Origin of the sequence: Pontibacter sp. 13R65 (genome assembly GCF_047525655.1) — a bacterium.
Taxonomy (GTDB): domain Bacteria; phylum Bacteroidota; class Bacteroidia; order Cytophagales; family Hymenobacteraceae; genus Pontibacter.
The window spans coordinates 113,883-133,243 of record NZ_JBLIQL010000012.1; the positions used below are offsets into that span (position 1 = coordinate 113,883).

The 19,361-nt window shown below is 47.1% G+C and carries 11 protein-coding genes and 1 tRNA gene; 10 read left to right on the forward strand and 2 right to left on the reverse strand.

The genetic code is table 11. The annotated features are described in order from the left end of the window. Positions 1-131 precede the first annotated feature (131 nt). Genes ACMA1I_RS14925 through ACMA1I_RS14935 form a run of 3 tightly spaced genes read left to right on the forward strand, consistent with a single transcriptional unit; the run spans position 132 to position 3,080 of the window. Positions 132-911 carry a PASTA domain-containing protein gene (locus ACMA1I_RS14925; RefSeq protein WP_337069182.1) on the forward strand — a complete coding sequence of 260 codons (780 nt, stop codon included), beginning with the start codon at positions 132-134 and terminating at the stop codon, positions 909-911. A gap of 43 nt (positions 912-954) precedes the next feature. After that, a complete protein-coding gene (locus ACMA1I_RS14930) occupies positions 955-2,781 on the forward strand; it encodes a T9SS type A sorting domain-containing protein (RefSeq protein ID WP_337069183.1) in 1,827 nt (608 codons plus the stop codon). Next, positions 2,778-3,080, forward strand: coding sequence for a rhodanese-like domain-containing protein (locus ACMA1I_RS14935; RefSeq protein ID WP_337069184.1), 303 nt, complete (start codon positions 2,778-2,780; stop codon positions 3,078-3,080). Before ACMA1I_RS14930 ends, ACMA1I_RS14935 begins: the two co-directional genes overlap by 4 nt. A gap of 124 nt (positions 3,081-3,204) precedes the next feature. Here the strand turns inward: ACMA1I_RS14935 and ACMA1I_RS14940 are convergent, their stop codons facing one another. Both ACMA1I_RS14940 and ACMA1I_RS14945 read right to left on the reverse strand, forming a co-directional pair. Next, complete coding sequence (locus ACMA1I_RS14940; protein WP_337069185.1) at positions 3,205-4,497, reverse strand: site-2 protease family protein; 1,293 nt, start codon at positions 4,495-4,497, stop codon at positions 3,205-3,207. Next, positions 4,484-5,116 (reverse strand): HAD family phosphatase, encoded by a 633-nt coding sequence (locus ACMA1I_RS14945; RefSeq protein ID WP_337069186.1) that lies wholly within the window; start codon positions 5,114-5,116, stop codon positions 4,484-4,486. The genes ACMA1I_RS14940 and ACMA1I_RS14945 overlap by 14 nt, the downstream gene beginning before the upstream one ends. A gap of 103 nt (positions 5,117-5,219) precedes the next feature. Here ACMA1I_RS14945 and ACMA1I_RS14950 point away from each other — a divergent pair. The 7 genes from ACMA1I_RS14950 (at position 5,220) to ACMA1I_RS14980 (ending at position 19,057) form a co-directional block, all read left to right on the forward strand. Next, positions 5,220-5,293: transfer RNA gene (locus tag ACMA1I_RS14950), tRNA-Ile, on the forward strand. Between the two features lie 941 nt (positions 5,294-6,234). Next, the gene (locus tag ACMA1I_RS14955) at positions 6,235-8,739 is read left to right on the forward strand and encodes an Ig-like domain-containing protein (protein WP_337069187.1); all 2,505 of its coding nucleotides are present in this window, start codon (positions 6,235-6,237) and stop codon (positions 8,737-8,739) included. A 343-nt stretch (positions 8,740-9,082) separates the two neighbouring features. Continuing rightward, entirely contained in the window at positions 9,083-9,214 is a 132-nt protein-coding gene (locus ACMA1I_RS14960; protein ID WP_337069188.1) for a hypothetical protein, read from the forward strand. Positions 9,215-9,466: 252 nt separating this feature from the next. Further along, positions 9,467-11,035: a polysaccharide lyase gene (locus ACMA1I_RS14965; RefSeq protein WP_337069189.1), complete on the forward strand. Its 1,569-nt coding sequence runs from the start codon at positions 9,467-9,469 to the stop codon at positions 11,033-11,035. 1,539 nt (positions 11,036-12,574) lie between these two features. Then, entirely contained in the window at positions 12,575-15,817 is a 3,243-nt protein-coding gene (locus ACMA1I_RS14970) for a TonB-dependent receptor (RefSeq protein WP_337069190.1), read from the forward strand. A gap of 16 nt (positions 15,818-15,833) precedes the next feature. Beyond that, positions 15,834-17,582: a RagB/SusD family nutrient uptake outer membrane protein gene (locus ACMA1I_RS14975; protein WP_337069191.1), complete on the forward strand. Its 1,749-nt coding sequence runs from the start codon at positions 15,834-15,836 to the stop codon at positions 17,580-17,582. 224 nt (positions 17,583-17,806) lie between these two features. Continuing rightward, the gene (locus ACMA1I_RS14980; protein ID WP_337069192.1) at positions 17,807-19,057 is read left to right on the forward strand and encodes a DUF3826 domain-containing protein; all 1,251 of its coding nucleotides are present in this window, start codon (positions 17,807-17,809) and stop codon (positions 19,055-19,057) included. The last annotated feature ends 304 nt before the right edge of the window (positions 19,058-19,361 follow it).

Sequence of the window (19,361 nt, forward strand, 5' to 3'; positions counted from 1 at the left end):
GGGTCAAGTGTAATTTAATGAAAACGAAACAGACTTTTTATTACCTGCTTCGCGGCAGCATTGCGTAAAATTAAAAGCATAACATATTCCTGAAGGAGCGTACCCTCAGGCGATTCAATCCAGATTATAAAATGTTTAAAGTAAAATCATTCAGGGATGTGCTGATACATCTGGCCATCATGGCTGTGTTGGTGGCAATTTTGGTTGTTGGCTTTTTTTACTGGTACCTGCCCGCTACCACCAATCATGGAGAAGCTATTTCAGTGCCTAAAATAGTGGGCATGCAATTGCCTGAAGCAGAAGGCTACCTGGAAGAACAGAATCTGCGGTATTTTGTGAACGACTCCACCTACCAAACCGACAAAAAACCTTTCGAGATTCTGACGCAGGATCCGGCCCCAGGTGCCAAGGTAAAGGAAAACCGCAAAATCTATGTGAGCATCAATATGAAAAATCCGCCCATGATCAAGATGCCAAAACTGATCGATGGCTCTGTGATGAATGCCGAACTGATTCTTAAAAGCTACTCTCTGAAGAAAGGAAAGATTACCTATGTGCCAGACCTGCAGCAAAATGCAGTGCTGAAGCAGTTTGTGGGTGGCAAAGAAGTGAAGCCAGGAGAACTGGTGCAGAAAGGCGCTGTAGTGGATCTCCACGTCGGAAATGGCCTTGGTAATACTGAATTCGAAATTCCGGACGTTATAGGAATGCCAGTAGACGAAGCTTCGGTGCTGCTGGTGGGGCAGGGGCTGCAGATCGGCAATATTATTTATGTGCAAGGCTCCGGTGAACCGGATGGCACAGTTATACGGCAGCGCCCCATTGCCCAGGTTGGGGCAAAAATAAGAGTGGGAGAACTGGTGGACCTTTGGGTTGCAGGAGAGGAAGGCGCTACGCCATTATTTGAATAACTATCAGGCAGAATAGCAGCTAAGAGCTGACTGCAAGGCAAGCATGAGAGAAAGACTGGCGCTTATAGCTTTTTTTATTTGTGTTTATGCAAGTGTTGCGGCACAGGTCGTACTCACGCCTTTGCAGCACGAAAATCGCTCTGCTACCGAGACTGCAAAGAGCCACCCGGCATTGCAACGGCGACTGCAAGCCCTTACGTTGCCCTTTTTCGATGATTTTGCCTCTACCACAGGTGTGCCAAGCCCTGACAGGTGGTTAACCGAAGGAGGCACCTACATTAATAACCGGTATGCGCTTAACCCTATCAGCATTGGTGTAGCCTCTCTGGATGGAGTAAACGCAGCTGGGGCACCCTACAATCCGGTGTCTGTGGCTACAGGACCCTCCGATACTTTAACTTCGCAGCCCTTGCAGCTGAACGGGCTTTTACCGGCAGATTCTGTTTATTTGAGCTTTTACTGGCAATCGGGTGGTTTAGGCGATGTGCCTGACAGAACCAACAACAACAGTTATTTCCTGCTCCTGGAGTTTAAAGATAACGCCGGTAGTTGGCAAACGGTATGGCAGCAAAATGCTGTTGGCCAGGTTACTCCGTTTGCTCAAGTATTTGTTGCCGTAAAAGAAGCCCGATACTTTCACGATTCTTTTCAGTTTCGGTTCAGGAACATTGGCCGCAGAACAGGGCTTGTCGATGTCTGGAACCTAGACTACATAGAGCTGGATCGTAACCGCCGCAAAGGCCAGAACACCACCACCGACATTGCCATAAGCCGCCCCATTACGCCACTGCTGAAACACTATGCTGCTATGCCCGTGCCGCAGTTTCTGGAGAACCCGGAAGGAGAGTTGCAGGAAGAGGTACTGGTAACGCTGAATAACCTAGGGCCCATACCGGGTGCCATCAGCTGGCGTGGCTATCTGCGGTTGGCAGATGCAGGCGCGCCAGTCGATACTTTTCTAAGAGCGCCGGGCCTGGTGCCAGGCGAGGTAAGGCAGTTTGAAGTGCGGGGCACACCGCGCATCGCAGGGCAGCCACTGCCACAGGAGGCATTTAAGCTCGTGCACGGCATTTTTCTGGATACCCGAGAACAGAACCCGCAGCACCGCGCAAACGACAGCGTAAGCCGCGAGACACAGTTTGCAGACTATTACGCTTACGACGACGGCACAGCAGAAGCAGGCTTTAGCTATATCTCGTCCAGTTCCAGCCAGGTAGCGCAGCGGTTCGACCTGAACCGGCCAGACCAGATACGGGCATTTCGGGTTTATTTTCCGCAAGTTGGCAACAGCCTGGAGGGCACACCGCTTACTTTTAGGATTTGGAACGACGCAGATGGCGTACCGGGAGAGTCTGTTTACCAGCAGTCGTTCCAGATTACCTATACTGAGGTAGCGAACCAGTTTTATGAGGTGGTGCTGCCAAAGCCGATCAACGTAAACGAGCGGTTCTATATTGGCTGGACCCAACCCGGCCGGCTTTTTGTTAACATCGGCTTTGACAGAAACTCCAGCACTGCCGGCAGGCGATTTCTGTGGGGAGGCTTGAATGGTTGGATAGAAGATACATCTACGGAAGGAGCCGTAATGATGCGACCCGTTATGACAGGAGAAGCTTTAAGCGTGGCCGAAGAAATAGCAGCCGATCCATACTTTCTGTACCCTAACCCTTCGGAGGGCGACGTTTTTATCGATGGCATCTACAGGAGAATCAGCGTATACGATATCACGGGCAGAGAAGTGTACAGCCAGGTAGCGGCACCTGCCGGTAAACCCGTATCTTTGGGCCAACTGAAAAACGGTATGTATACCATGCATATCGAAACAGGCAAAGGAATTATTGTGAAAAAAATAATCATAGCGAAATCATGACAACAACTGACATTACTGCTGATGAACTGAAAGAACGCCTGAGCAAAGGAGAGACACCAGTTATTATCGATGTTCGGGAGCCTTGGGAGTACGAAGAGTCTCGCATAGAAGGAGCCAAAAATATACCGCTTGGCAGCCTGCCACAGCAGCTCGACGATCTGGAAGACCTAAAAGATCAGGAAGTGATTGTGCAATGCCGCTCCGGCGCCCGCTCGGCTAATGCCAAAGCTTTTTTGCAGCAGAATGGCTTCAACCAGGTAAGAAACCTCTTGGGCGGCATTCTGGCTTACCAAGGTTAATCAGAATTGCGTAAAAGCATAAAACCCGCCAAGCTATTTAGCCTGGCGGGTTTTATGCTTTTACGCAATTCTTCTAATGAAAAGTGCCTTCCGGAGGCAAAATCGCCTTTAGAGGCTCATGGGCTTATTCAATGATGAACGGAGATGGCGTAAAGCAAAGAATAAAGATAAGTACGGCCAGAATGCCCAACACTTTACGGCCGGGCGTAAGCGGCCTTTCGTCAGGGCAGGATGGATGAAATATTCCCATGATCCGCGAGAGAAGCAGGCCAAATAGTAACCAGCCTGTGTAACCGTCTGTTTCCGGGAAAGCCATGGAAATAAGCACCTGCAGCGCCACAACCAGCAGCATCAGGTACACGGCAAACTTCGGTTTGGGAACCAGTGGCGCCAGCACAAATACCAGGTACAGCAAGTACAGCGGCCACCACCAGATATACCCGGCAAGTGCCGGAAAAGAAGTGGCAAAGCTGTACTGAAGCATTAGTAAAGCCAGAGTAGCTCCCATGGCATAGCGGCGGTCGTCGAACAGCTTAGAGAAAGCCCAGAAGCTGAAACCGATGTTCACGATTAGCAATTCTTCTTCCCAAACCGGCTTGGAGTACGGAGAGATCACACCTAAACCGGCATATAAAATAAAAAGCGTAAAGAATATGGGCGACAACCTGTTATACCGCTTATGCCCAATAAGTCCGTAGAGCACGTGGCCACCATCCAGCTGTCCGATTGGCAGCAGGTTAAGTGCAGTAAAGAACAACGACAGGTAACCGGCAAACAAGTATGGGTAGTGTATAATTTCGTACTGGTTTGGTACAGTAGCTCCGGCCGGTGTTACATACTTTTCAAAAAAGATAAAAAGCAGGTTTTTGCCCAGCGCAAAATTGCCAAAGTTGTTGTTGTACACATGCTCCGCATACTCCAGCCCAAACTGCCTGTACTCCGGGTGAATGGTAAAAATATGCTCAGGCTCGGGCAGGTGCGTGAACGCGTAGAACAGCAGCGGAATTGCCACAGCAAAACCTGCCAGCGGTCCGGCAACTCCTATATCGAAGAATTGTCTGCGCGACTGTATGCGGCTTTTAATCCGGATAAAGGCGCCCATGGTGCCAATGCTGGAGGTAACCCCAAACCAGAGCGGAATATAATAAGGCAATGAAACGCGGGTACGATAGTACCGGGCTGTAAAATAATGGCCGAACTCATGCACGGTCAGCACTCCCAGAAAGGGCAATGAGAAATACAGACCGCCCAGGTACTCAGTCCAGTTTATAGAGCCGCTGCCACTAAAGCCCTCGGCACTCAGGAAGAAAAGCTTGCCGAGCTGCCACTCTGCACCCGCCAGCGTGGTGGTGGCCAGGGTGAGCAGGAAGAGGAAGAGGTGCAGGGGGTAATTATGTTGTTGCCTAGACGCTAGCATCCCGGAAAACTTCGTTTATAGTAAGCGGTGGCTGTAGGTGCAGGGTTTTGATGCCAACCTTGTTTGCACTTTCGATGTGCTGAATGCTATCATCTATAAAAAGGGTTTCTTCTTTCTGCAGCTCGTTCTCCGCCAGAATCTGCTCAAACACAATGGCGTCTGGCTTACGTTGGCCAATCAGGTGCGAGTAATATGTTTTCTCGAAAAGCGAATCGAGGCTAGGAATGGTAAAGCTATGTTCTACCATCTCGTTAAAGCGCTTCAGGTGAATTTCGTTGGTATTGCTCATCAGGAAAATGCGGTAGCGCTTGCCTAGCTCCAGGAGCAGATCGATGCGCTCCTTCGGAATGTCGAGCAACATGGCGTTCCAGGCGGTGTCTATTTCTTCGTCGGTGGCCTCCAGAGCGTAGGTTTCGCGTAACTGCTGCCGGAATACTTCGGCTGAACTAGCACCCGTTTCAAAAAGGTCGAACAACTTCGATTGAGCTTTTTGGCTGTACTCAATGGTGCGTCCTGGCTGGCAAAATTTCTCCAGCTCACGAATACTCTTCCCGTAATCGATGTTTATGATAACACCGCCAAGATCAAATATGATGTTTTTAATGTTTTGTAAAATCACTGAAATTTTTTTCGTTACTATTTGAAATTTACGATACAAATATGTAGAATTGCACTCCGAAATCAAAGAAAGCAGCAGATAAAGCGGTTTTTTAGATCGGAAGGGGCCTATAGCTCATTCGGTTAGAGCAACTGACTCATAATCAGTAGGTGCCTGGTTCGATTCCAGGTGGGCCCACGTTGATAAGCAAGCACTTACGAGGTAAAACTTGTAAGTGCTTTTTTTATGTGCAGAACATTTGCACCCAATTTGAAATTCCTCTCTCAGATAAGAAGGCACTAAAGATGCCTTTATTTTAATTTGTCCTTACTCTTTATTAGATGGTAGGTCTAGTGAAAATCATCCTTCTAGTCTACAGTTATGAACTGATAGATGTTGAAATTGATTTCCTGTCTTTATGCAGAATGTAAGCAGTCTATAGGAGCTTATCCTCCTGAACAATAGCAGTACAGCTCTATTCTTAACTTTAGAATGATTACTTATATTACAAATTGTGAGGAAGCTGCACTGTATGTATTAGAATTAATGAGGAGGATTTAGTAGTAGAGTATTTTATAGAAAGAAACCCTACTTTTTAACCAGCAGCAGGAGAAATTAACTTTGGTAGCAAAAAGAAATATTTTGAGCTTTTTCTTGTAGGAGAGTGAAAACTCTTCATCCATCAGAATACCATTTACGAATGGGCGGGAAAAGTACTTCAGGCTGGAGATCCTCTGCTGGACATCTAGAGACTTAAAAATATTCTGCGCCTTCAGCAAAGTGAGTAGCTTATAGGATGCTGCACATCATGGTTCATGCATGGCAGCTCACAATCGTTTACCTCCGCCTGCAAATGACGCCCCTTATTAAAAGTAGCATAATCTCCGGTAGTTGGCTAACGTTCATTTGTTAATTTGAACCAGCTAATATCCCATTTCAGCTACGCCGAATCTCTGTTGAACAACTTCTACTTCCTTCTCTACAAGCTAATCGGTAGCTTGAATCAGGTAAAAGCTTCTGCAAGAATCTGGAACAAGTAATCTTAAGCGGACTTTTTTCTTCCCTTGACGCTATTCCCGATGCTGCCGGTAATATTCCCTACCGGCCAAAGAACAAATTTAACGTGATCAAGAGCAACTATGAGAGATTATGAGCAGCCAAAAGTATGCAAGCAATTTTTTAAGTCACTGAGCAGAGGCCTGTGGGGCTGCCTGCTTTTGTGCGTGTGGCAGCCTCTCGTAACTCTGGCGCAAAAGCCCGTCATCAAAGTTGATTTTAACTTCAGTGGTCGGAAGGAGGCCGAGGTGCATGCGCCCGGGTATGACCCATGGGCAGTCGCAGGAGGCACTACCGAGAGCCGCACCTTTGACGGGGTGAGGGTGGGGCTCAACGGGAACCTAGCCTCCGACTGGTACAAGGCAGGCGTACAGTCTCCTATCAATGCCAAACTCGCGAATGATGGCCTTTTTTCGGAGGGGCAGGTGGAAATTCGCTTTAGCGGACTGCCAGCGGGGAGACACTCCCTGCTTACTTGGCACAACACCTTCGCCAACCCGGAAACGAACACAGTCAGCCCGATCGCTATTTATATAGATGGAGAGCCTGTGATAGAAAACCTAATGCCTTCCAACCGGGTAAACAACGCCGTGGAAGCCCAAATGGCCTATCTGCCCCTGGACGCGAAGCCTGGAAGGGACCTTGTCGTGCGCTTTGTGACGGAACGACACTCTAGGATAGTTATAAACGGCTTTGAGTTGAATACCCCGGACCTGCGGAAACAGGCACAGCTACCACAGCCTGCCGATGGCGACGAGCATGTGGACGGTGCCGGAAAACTTACCCTGAGCTGGACCCCTGCCAAGGGAGCCAACTCCCATGATGTATATTTCGGGACGAGTGCCAATGCTGTGGCCGCGGCAGACCGGTCCTCGGGCGAGTATAGGGGAAATCAGAATGGCAGTGCCTATGCTGTGGAAAACCTCTACAGCATGCTGACCTACTACTGGCGAGTCGATGAGGTGGACGCCTCTGGGAAGATCACGAAAGGACGCCTATGGTTCTTTCGCCCCAGGCAGTTGGCCTTCCCCGGTGCCGAAGGCTACGGGCGCTTTGCCCGCGGAGGCCGCGGTGGCAAAGTAGTGGAGGTGACTAACTTGAACAACAGTGGCCCGGGCAGTTTGCGCGAGGCGGTCACAAAGGACATAGGACCCCGCACCGTGGTTTTTGCCGTCTCCGGCATCATCGAGCTCAAGTCCCGCCTTGTGCTCAACCAGCCATACGTGACTATCGCCGGGCAGACTGCGCCTGGTAAAGGCATCACGATCCGAAGTGCGCCTTTCGGCCTAACAGGGAACGATGGAGTAATCCGCCACCTGAGGGTCAGGCTTGGAGGGGGAACAACCTTTGACGGCATGGGTCTGACAGGCGCAGACAACAGTATCATCGACCACTGCTCTATCAGCTGGACGATAGATGAGGCCTTCAGCTCTAGGGGGGGCAAGAACATTACCCTGCAGCGCACGCTAATCTCCGAGGCACTTAACGTGGCCGGTCACAAGAAATATACTACCGGCAAGCCGCACGGCTACGCGGCAACGATCGGAGGGGATGTGGGCAGCTTCCACCACAACCTGCTGGCACATAATGCTGGCCGCAACTGGAGCCTGGGAGGTGGCCTGGACGGGAACGGTATCTACACAGGCAGAATGGATATCCGTAACAACGTGGTCTATAACTGGGATTACCGCACGACCGACGGAGGTGCCCATGAGGTGAACTTTGTAAATAACTACTACAAGCCCGGAGCCGCCACTACTTTCTTCTACGCCCTGAACGCGCAGCATGAGCGGTATGGCGGTGGTTCTCAGCGGTACTACTTTGATGGGAACGTGATGCCCGGCCATTTTGATGAGGACAGCCAGGAGGCTGGCCGTAAGATCTCAGGTCGCGTAAACTATGAAACCTTTGTGGACAAGCCATTCTTCCCTTCGCATGTCACGACGCATACGGCCAGGGAGGCCTACAAGCACGTGCTGTCGGATGTGGGGTGCAACCAACCTGCACTCGATGAGCATGACAGGCGGATAGTCCAGGAAACACTCACCGGAACCTACAAATATAAAGGAAGCATCAGCGGGAAGCCGGGCTTACCGGACTCCCAAGAAGATGTCGGGGGCTGGGAGCATTACCCTGAAGTGCGCCGTCAGGAAGGCTGGGACACCGACCACGACGGCTTGCCAGACTGGTGGGAGCAGGTCCATGGGCTCAATGTGAGATCTGAAGCCGGGGACTTCTCGGACTCGAATTCAGATACGGACAAAGATGGTTTCACTAACCTTGATCTATATCTCGACTGGATGGCGCAGCCCCACTTTACGACTACCCTGGGACAGCCTTTGGAGATTAACCTGGGGCAGCTTTCTCGTGGTTTCACCGACAAGCCAGCCTTCTCCGTCTCAGAGGGGGTGAAGGGAAAAGTCAAGGTTCAGGCTGGCCGTGCCATCGCCCACTTCACGCCTGAGGCTTCCGGATTGGCCTCTTTCAGCTTTACGGTTACCGATGCCGAAGGGAGTACCATGACCCGGACCATTGGCATCCATGTGAAGGGTAAGCCTGCCTTAGGCAGCCAGAAGCCGGGTAGTTAGGCATCTCACCTGCGAGCCGCTTAGCGTAGATGTCAGGGCTTTTTATGCTGCAGAGCGGACTTCAGGCTTTATATGGTCTTCTTCTACACCCATCTAGTTGCTTGAACCTTTATTATTAGACCTGATTAGAAAAGTCATTATAAGCTTAAGGAAACCATCAATGCAAAAGACGATACGACACTTCATGCTACTTTGTGTCATGTTGGCTGCCAATCTCCTCTTCGTAGAGGACTTTTGGATAGCAAGAGTTGGGAGGCGGCGCTGGTGCTAGATTAGTTCGACGAGCCGGGCAAGCAGTACGCCTATCCGGCTGTCATCCAGACAACGGATGGACTAGGTCCACATGGTCTACACCTGGCGCCGGGAGCGGATAAAGCACCTTGCCATTGATCACAGCAAGCTGGAGACTTATCCCATGGAGAACGGCAGATGGCCGGGCAATCGAATTCCACTGATCAGGAGCGTAGCGCAGTAAGCGGCTCAATGGGCTGGCTCGGGGAATCAGCAACAGGGAACGTGCCAAATTTCGGGTGTGGTAACTCTTCTGGTGAGCTGTATCCGCCATATAAACTACCTGCCTGATTACGCGATGAGTTCTGCATTTCCGGGGTTACGGCCTATTTACCTTCAAGCCTAACTGCTGCACCTATTTTAGATGACTTTATTACATGTCCAGGTACAATAAATTATAGATTAATAAAAATATCCTGTTAATAATTAAATTAAAATGAAGAGACCCTTTCAAATTGTCGCCTCAAGCCTGCTTTCGCTTGCTTTACTAGGTCCGGGTGTGGACGCAAATGCACAGAATGCCAAGATTGCCGCCGGGCAGCCGGAGCCCGGACAGATACCTCCACATCCGGTGAGATTGCCCGAAGGGGCTATTCCTGCTTTCCCGGGAGCATGGGGAGGAGGTATGTTCAGCACTGGAGGACGTGGAGGCAAAGTTATGGCAGTCACTAATTTAAACGATAGCGGCCCGGGTAGCTTGCGTGCCGCATTAGAGGCGGAAGGCCCACGGATGGTGGTATTTCGTGTGGCAGGTACGGTCAAAGTAAACGGGGACCTGAACATCAACCATCCTGATATTACCATTGCAGGCCAGTCTGCCCCTGGGGATGGAATTTGTGTTGCCGGGACCCTAAACATCAACACGCATAACGTGATCATCCGCCACCTGCGTGTGCGCCGTGGCGTTCCTTCCGGAGGGCAGGGGGATGATAATATCGGTGGGAATCCGCACCACCACATTATCATCGATCATTGTTCCACCAGTTGGGGGATGGACGAGAACATTTCGCTCTACCGGCACATGAGGCCGTCGTTGGACGGCAGCACCCGCATAAAAGATGCCTCAGAGCATATTACCATTCAATGGACTATCTCCAGCGAGGCACTCGATGCCAGGGGGCACGCCTTCGGGGGCACCTGGGGAGGGAACCCCTCTACCTTCCATCATAACCTCTTCGCCAGCAACACGGCTCGAAACCCGTCTATAGGCATGTCAGGCCCTTTTGATTTCCGCTACAATGTTTTATTTAACTGGCAGCACCGTACTATAGACGGTGGAGATGAAACCTCTGAGGTCAACCTGATCAACAATTATTTCAAGCCGGGGCCTGCGACAAGGGAAGACATGCGTACGGTTTTTGCCCGCATTGAACAGCGTAGTATGTACTCTCCCGGTAACGCATGGAAAGAAGGGGACTGGTACCCTAAAGCCCAAAATCGTCCCGGCAAATGGTATGTTGCGGGCAATATCATGCACAACAACAAAGAACTAATTAACAATAACTGGGCTGGTATGCGTAGCAAAGAGACAAAGGCATCTATTATTTCCAGCGAGCGTGAGTCCGAAAATATAGCCCGTGTCAACACGCCATTCGTAGGGTGGCCTGTGGCACCACACCAGACAGCCGAAGACGCTTTTGAATCTGTACTGGCGAAGGCTGGGGCTACGCTGCCCAAACGGGATGCTGTTGACACCCGTGTTACAGAGATGGTGCGCACAGGAAAACCCATGACGAAAACCGGAATCATCAAGGCCGTATCTGAAGTTGGCGGATATCCGGAACTGACCTACGACCCTGCCAAGGTACCTGTCGACAGCGATGGGGATGGTATGCCGGACGAATGGGAAATCAAACACAAGCTTGATCCTAAAAACCCGGCAGATGGTGCGATGGATGCAGATGGCGATGGATATACCAATCTTGAAGAATACCTGAATGGAACTAATCCCCAGGAGAAAGTTAATTATCGTAACCTGGGCAATAACGTTGATACGATCAGTTAATGGCCGTTTGATTCATACATAAAGTCCGAAAACGGTCAAACAGGATTTGTCTGAAGCAGCCAGCCGCTTGCAAAGCCCAATCTCGGAGGAGGTTGGGCTTGCTAAGCTTTAAAAGCAGGTGTTGTGGTGAAGGCTAAAGGTACTTGAACAGTTTTATTGCTCAGAGACAGGAGACAGTGCAAAATCCCGGCTAGTGAATTTTTCTAATGAAATAGGGCTTCAAAATCAGTTTGATTAAAAAAACGGTCAAGAGCTCTTGCACTATTCTGGACCTGTTCTATGACGATAGGAGACAGAATTATTCACATGAAATAGCCTCCAGAAGGTTATTTATAAAAAATTCCCAAGTGCTCATCCAATATACTCTTCCTGCATGCAATTAGTATAGCTAAAGGTGTGGTTGTAGTGCTAAAGCCTAAGTTGATGCAGCCGTTTTTTTATTCCGAAGGCCAAATTCATTCAAATAATTCAGCAGGCGTGCGATAATTAAACCTTTTTGCAGTATTCAGGATATTAAACTCGCATTTGTGCATCTTCAAGTATAAAAAACAATAATCCTGGCAGAATAATTATTGTTGAAGGTATAGCTTAGAAATTGCAACTGAACTTAGCAGCCTTTATAACTTCACAGCAATAAGATTGATTTCATTTCTCATACTATTGAAAACATATTAAAAAAACATAATAGTCAATTTATCAGACATTAGTTAAAATAAATTACATGCCAGGAATTTCATTCAAGAATTTAACTTTAAAAAACGGGTAATTTGTGGCCTTTAAAGCTATTTGGTATTTATTTAATCATATAAATAAAGATTTTGTTTTTATATGTAAATTGTTTGTTTATATTTGATGTAATGAACATTTGTAAGTTTAGACATTGTAATCTTCTCTATGTTAATAGCATGTGCAGTTAAAATGAAGATAGACTTGCTTCTATTTTTTATGGATTTACATTCATAGTGTTAACTTAATTATGCAGTTTGGGATTTTTCTGTCCAATTTGTAAAGCAGGAGCAAAACCATATCTCGGTAAACTCAGGAACCAAAGCAAAAAATAAGCTATGCCGTTAACTAATAAATACGGTTATGCTATATTTTTATATTCAAGGATACTACTTGTTATAATTCGTCGAATTATAGATCACTGTTTAATAACTATGCTAAATTAATAGGAAGGATGAAATATTAATTTAGCAATCGATATAAAATAACGAATGTTTGTAAGTTAAATGTGTGCTGCAGGATGCTCGGCTTATTTTACCTTTTAGCCTTTCTACATTTCATAAAAATTGTTCAGGTTATAAAAATATGACTTCCCACAGGTATTATTATTCACTGGCTGAGAGCAAGGTCACCATAGATTTTGATAAAGATATTTTGCACATAAAAGATTCTCGCTCCTCATAAAATAACTTCCAGAGCTGGCGTTTGCCTGGTTCTCTATTCTGTATACATCTATTTCCGGTTGCCTGATTATTCAGGTAACACAGGATATCCATTGCTGTTTTTTTTTATGAACCAAATTTTTACTAAAGAATGGAATCAAAATTAGTAAGCCATGTCTTAAAAAGACAGTTCAGGCGCACCACCTTCTTACAGGCCGCTATTACCTTTGGCTTGGTGGCAGGTGCACACGCCAATAATCATGATAATGGTACAAACTCAATTGTGCCCCTCTCTGGAGGAAATATGGCCATTGCTACCGCCCTCCAGCAAGCACCGCAAGCTCAAACTATATCGGGCAAAGTTTCCGACGAAAGGGGAGAGCCATTACCAGGCGTAACAGTTCTGGTAAAAGGAAGCACTAATGCAACTATTACAGACGCAGATGGAGTGTATTCCCTAACAGTTCCGAACCTTACCAGTACACTTGTGTTTTCCTTTCTCGGGTATGGGGCACAGGAAGTTGAGATTAACAGTAGGGCTACCATCAATGTAAACTTAAAACCTTCTGATAATCAACTGGAGGAAGTAGTGGTGGTAGGATATGGCGAGCAGAAGCGAGCCAATGTGCTTGGAGCCGTTGCAACAATTACACCGAAGGAGGTAGAAGACATACCGGCAGCGAACTTAAGCACGCTCCTGCAAGGAAGACTGGCTGGCGTCAGCATCGGGCAATCCTCGGGTAGACCTGGAGCAAGTACAGGGCTTAGCATTCGCACAAACCCTTCTTATGGCACAGCGCAACAGCCGCTTTACGTAATTGATGGTTTTATTCGTGACCAAGCCGCTTTCGAGATTCTGGATCCTACCGAAGTAGAAAGTATTTCGGTGCTGAAAGACGCTTCTGCCGCTGTGTATGGGGCAAGGGGTAGTAATGGTGTTGTACTTGTAACAACCAAACGGGGTAGGGAAGGCAAAGCTAAAATCAGTTACTCAGGTTCCTACGGGCTGGCCACACCCCGCCAGATGACCGACATGCTAAGCGCCTATGATCATGCAACACTGCTCAACAATAAGTTAAGAATTACCAACCCAACCAACTATGCAAGCCAACCAGGTTGGTACACAGAAGATGAACTGGAGCATTTCAAAACAGTAAATCATAACTGGTTGGATGAATCATTTAAAAGCGCTCCTACACACCGCCATACGCTAAATATCAGTGGAGGGAGCGACAAAGTTCGTTACTTCGCCGGAGGATCTTTTTATGATGAGAAAGGTAACCTGGAAGGCACTCAATTCAAAAAGTACACCATTAGAGTCGGTCTGGATGCCAATATTACAAATAACCTGGTTGCCTCCTTTAAGCTTAGCTCTGATAATAACTGGGACAGAAGACCCATTGTGAGCCAGGATGGTAGTAATTACAATGCGATGAACAGTACGTTTCAAACTTTACTACAGACGCCACGCTGGGTTCCTTCTTACATAAATGGGCTTCCTGTTGGTCAAAATGGTATTGTGTCGCAACACCCTCTGGCAGTGAACGACATAAACAGCTATGGTTTGAACGAGGGCGACAACACAGTCATCAATGCGGGCTTAGAGTACACTGTTCCTTTTATAGACGGACTTAAACTTAGAGGCTCTTACAACCAAAGCAGAAGAAGTGGAACAGGTAAGTCGTATCAGGTAAATTACGACCTGTATAACTTCAAGACAGCGGGTGGCAACAACCACATCATCACCGATGAGCTGGACGAAAATAATCCTACCCGCACCATTAACAACGGGGAAAGGTTGTCGATGAGTAACAACTCAGACAAAAATTACCAGCTGAATGCCAGCATCGCCTATGATAAGACAATCGGCCGGCATGACATTAGCGCCATGGTGCTGTATGAACAGGCCGAGTCCGAATCCTCCAACTTCAACACCTACCGGAACATCATCACCGTGCCTGAGTTTGAACAATTTGGAGGCCTTTCAGCTGATCAAATCTTTAACAGCAGTGGCTCGGGTCAAAATGGCAGATTATCTTATGTAGGGCGACTGAACTATGGTTATGCTTCCAAATACCTCCTGGAGGCCAGCTTCAGGTACGAAGGCTCTGTTAAGTTCCCTCCCGAAACGCGCTGGGGTTTATTTCCGGCTGTTGCCTTAGGCTGGAGAATTTCAGAAGAATCCTTTTTCAAAGACAATGTGTCGTTCATGAACAACCTGAAGCTGAGATTCTCGGGTGGTATCATGGGTAATGACACGAACATTCCCGATATGCAATGGGTGCGTAGCTTTTCCACAACGTCAGGAGCCTATTTAGGCGGCACAGGCCTCACGAATGCAATTCAGAACAGGAACGAAGGCATGGCACTGACTGGCCAAACCTGGGAAAAATCAGCTGCCTACAATGCTGGTTTGGAAATGGGGTTCACCAACAATATCCGCATAGAACTTGATGCCTATTACCGATACACCTGGGATATCCTGACTAATAGAGGATCCACGCTTCCTGCCTCAGCAGGCATAAACAGACCACCAAGTGAGAACTTTGGCAAAATGTCTGCCAGAGGAATAGATGCATCAATAGGATACGATGGCACCATTGGGAGGAACTTTGGTTATAATATTGGTTTAAATACCCATTGGGGTAAAAGTAAAGTAATAGATATTTTTCAGAACCCAATGGCTTACGGGGCCTGGGACGACCAAATTGGCAAAATGCCTAATGGGGAGACAGGCCTGATAGCACTAGGTATACTTCGTACGCAGGAAGAAGTAGATGCCTTATTAGAATCTAATCCTAACTTAACCATATTCGGAAGGGTGCCGGAGGTTGGTATGATCAATTATCAGGATATGGGTGGACCAAACCGGTCGAATGAGCCGGATGGCATCATTGACAGTAACGACCGCCGTATTATCGCGCCCGCTGTAAATGCCCTTAATTTCGGTATCAATCTAGGTATTTCTTACAAAAGCTTCAGGTTGAGCACGAACTTAGGCATGGGCGGCTTTGGTACCTATGTTTTCTACGATCAGGAAGCCTATAGAGCGCCAACGGCAACCTTAAATGGCCCTTCGTTCTGGAGGGACCACTGGACCCCTGAAAACCCCAATGCAGCGTATCCTAGCCCGGCTTTCAGTCAAAACGAGCAGAGATCAACCTTCTGGATGCGTGATGGCCTTTTCCTGAACCTGAACATGATCAATGCTTCCTATAGCGTTCCACAGTCCCTGTCTTCTAAAATCGGGCTACCGGATGTACGTGTGTTCTTCTCCGGCAGAAACATGTACAGCTTTATAAACCCTTACAAATACAAAGACCCATCACTTTCAAGATTCAACAGCTACCCGATGGTGCGAACCTTTAATTTCGGTTTAAACGTGACGATCTAATTTAAAATTACTTACCATGAAAAAGTATATATATTATGTTGCTTGTGTCATGCTTTTAGGCGGATGCAAGGACGTGCTGGACAAACCTGATCTAAACGCCATTAACCCGGCTTTATGGAATAACGAGGCAACAGCCACCCAGTATTTAAACAGGTTGTACGACAGAAGTATGCCCACACAGGGTTTTGGCGGCAACTCTAACTTATCTGATGAGGCACCTTCGGTAACTAATGAGACACCTAATAGTGCAGACACAATGTACGGCCGCCTGGGAATAGACGCCGTTGGTAACTACAGCCTGGCCACCTATCAAAGGATCCGGGATATTAATATTGCCATCGAAGATGTTGACAAAGGCACGCTCTCACCGGAAGTCAAAGCCAGAATCAAAGGGCAGGCCCAGGTTATGCGGGCCTGGGAGTACTGGGAGTTAGTAAGGTTGTATGGGGGGGTCCCCATGGTGCTCACCGCGTTTGATCCATTTATGGATGATATGCAGACTCCCCGCCATACGACCTCTCAGGCCATCGATATAATAATCGCTGATTTAGATGAGGCAATTGCAGGGCTGCCGGCACAATGGGGTTCTTCGGAGAGAGGGCGCGTTACAAGAGGTGCGGCGGCGGCCTTAAAGGCGCGTATTTTACTATACTGGGCAAGCCCTCAATTTAACCCTACAGATGAAGCCCAGCGCTGGCAAAGAGCTTACACAGCAAGTAAAGAAGCCAAAGAATTGGTGGATCAGGATGGCAAAGGCCTTCATAATAACTTTGGAACCATGTTTCTTGTCGAGGGCCAACAGAATAAGGAAGCTGTCTTTGTTAGGTTGTATGACTTTAACACAGGTAAGACCCACACCTGGGACAACTCAGCAAGACCAAGACTAATTGGTGTCGACGGGGGGCAGAGCAGCAACCCTACAAAGCAATTAGTTGATGCCTTTCCGATGAAGAACGGTTTGCCTATAACAGATCCTGCTTCGGGTTACGACCCGGTTTACTACTGGAAAGACAGAGATCCGCGCTTCTACTCCACCATTGTCTATAATGGTGCGGAGTACGAGGTGCAGGGATTTCCTGCAGGACGAAAGCAGTGGCAATATTACTACCACAACGATGGTTCCTTGCGATCAGTAGAGCCCACAGCACCAACCACCACTGGTTTTTATACCCGCAAGGCGGTAGATCCAAATATTGCTCAAACGCTGGTAAAACAATCAGGTACCGACTGGATAGAAATCCGGTATGCTGAAGTTTTAATGAATCTGGCAGAGGCTGCTAACGAAATCGGTCAAATAAACGAAGCTTATAGTTTATTGTCTGCCATTCGTGAAAGGGCTGGTATAGAGGCAGGTGACGGATTATATGGTTTAAAAGCTGGCATGAGCAAAGAGGAGATGCGGGATGCCATCATGCAGGAACGACAAGTTGAGTTTGCTTTTGAGAATAAGCGATACTGGGATTTGCGTCGCCGTAATTTATTTGAGGAAGATTTAAATGGAACGCGCCGCTTAGGAATCAGAACAGTATTAAAACCTGAATTTGACCATGATGATTTTCTAGAAATTAGGGACAACATTGACCTGGACACGGAGTTTGACACTTATTTCACAATAGAGGAATGGCTGTTAGACGAGGAGTCCGCCATAAACTATCCACAGCCGCAATACAACTTCTTTGCTATACCGAGCAATATTTTAGACAGAAGTCCTGCAGTAGAGCAAACTATGGGCTGGGGTAGTGGATCCTTTGACCCGCTTCAATAAGCCATAGTAGCCATAAAGGGAGAGAAGCTACACCTCCCTTTATGGCTACCAAGGCTTCACTAGCAAAGCTTACAAAGACTTTTCTAGTGAAGCCATCCTTGTCAAAAAATTAGTAGTCTTATCCTCATCTGAGGGATTAACTGGATTTCTTTCCTGTTAATCTGTAGTGCACGATTATGACACATGCACTTAGCATTTATTTTATTTTAATCAAATCTGATACGATGAAAAAATGGCACCGGCCTTCAAAAGGCTTTGTATGCTTGGTAGGGCTCTTGCTCCTTTTTGCATTACCTGCTTTGGCACAGAAGAAACAAAAAGGCAGAGAAGAAGAAGCAGCTTATAAAGAAGTTGTAAAACAGCGGGCTGACAAGATCGCAGAGACTCTGAACATTGCAGATGAAGAAAAACTAAGCAAGGTCCGTGACATGATAGCAGAGCAATATTTTACTTTAAATACTATTCAAAGTAAGCGAGATGAGCAGCTAACTTCTGTAAACACAAAATCAAATTCGAAAGCGGAAAGCAGAGCCAAAGATATTAAAAGTACTGCTGATAAAAAGATAAGTAAGCTTCATAAAGAATATATCATCAAGTTATCTTCTCAGCTATCGGCAGATCAAATAGAGCAAGTCAAAGATGGCATGACTTACAATGTTGTTCCACTTACTTACCGTAACTATTTATTAATGCTACCATACTTAACCAACGAACAGCGCACTAAGATTAAAACCTTTTTGGTTGAGGCAAGGGAACATGCCATGGATGGGGGCTCTTCCAAAGAAAAACATGCTTGGTTTGGGAAGTACAAAGGAAAAATCACTAATTATTTAGCATCACAAGGATATGATTTGAAGAAAGAGGGTGACAACTGGGCTAAGCGCAGAAACATAAAGTCCGATGCCTTAGAAATTGTAGAATCAAATCGTGTTGTCGGGGCATTGAATCTCACTGACGATTCCAAAAAGGAAGATCTCCGGAATCTTATTGCCCATCAGTACCAGACAATTCAGGAGATCCAGCAGGAAAGAGATGCTAAAATGAAAGCGACAGGCCAGTTGTCAAAGAGTAAAGAAGAAATTGACAAGGAAGCCGCTGACATCTGGGCGAAGTATCAAGTACAACTCGGTAGCCAAAGAGAAATGTTTTTCCAGCAGCTTTCCGCTTTTGCTGACTCCTCCCAGGTAGAAACAGTGAAAAATGAAATGACAGACAACAGGCTGCAGCAGGAATACTCTCATTTTATGGCTTTATTGCCCAACCTTAACGATGGACAGAAAAAGCAGGTGTATGCCTATCTGCTGGAGGCCCGCGACAATGCCATGAATGTTCTGAAAGAAGAAGATAGGCTCAAATGGTTCATAAAGTTCAGAGGACGAGCGAATAATTACCTGTCCAGAGAAGGTTACAATTTGCGAAAAGCCACGGAGGATCTGGAAAGAAAACTACTAGTTGAAAAGAAAGGACATGAATAAAACGTTCTAAGAAACATCACACCCATCGGTTAAGATCTTGGGAGTGTAAATTATACTGTGTCTACAGTAGAATATTCTATAAGGGGTTTTTTGGCTCAATCATAAAATAACTACGTTGGTTAATAGTACTTACTTATACTTCTTGCCCCATTTCTCCTCCAGCTCCAGTCGCCGCAGCTCGGCCAGCTTCCGGCTTTAAACCTGGTAGAGGGGCTTGAGGTCCTGCAAAGACTCTTTCTGGTCTTTGGAAGCCACTTACTTGAGGCTGCCTTAGATCTGATTAAGACATAAAATGCCTTTTTGC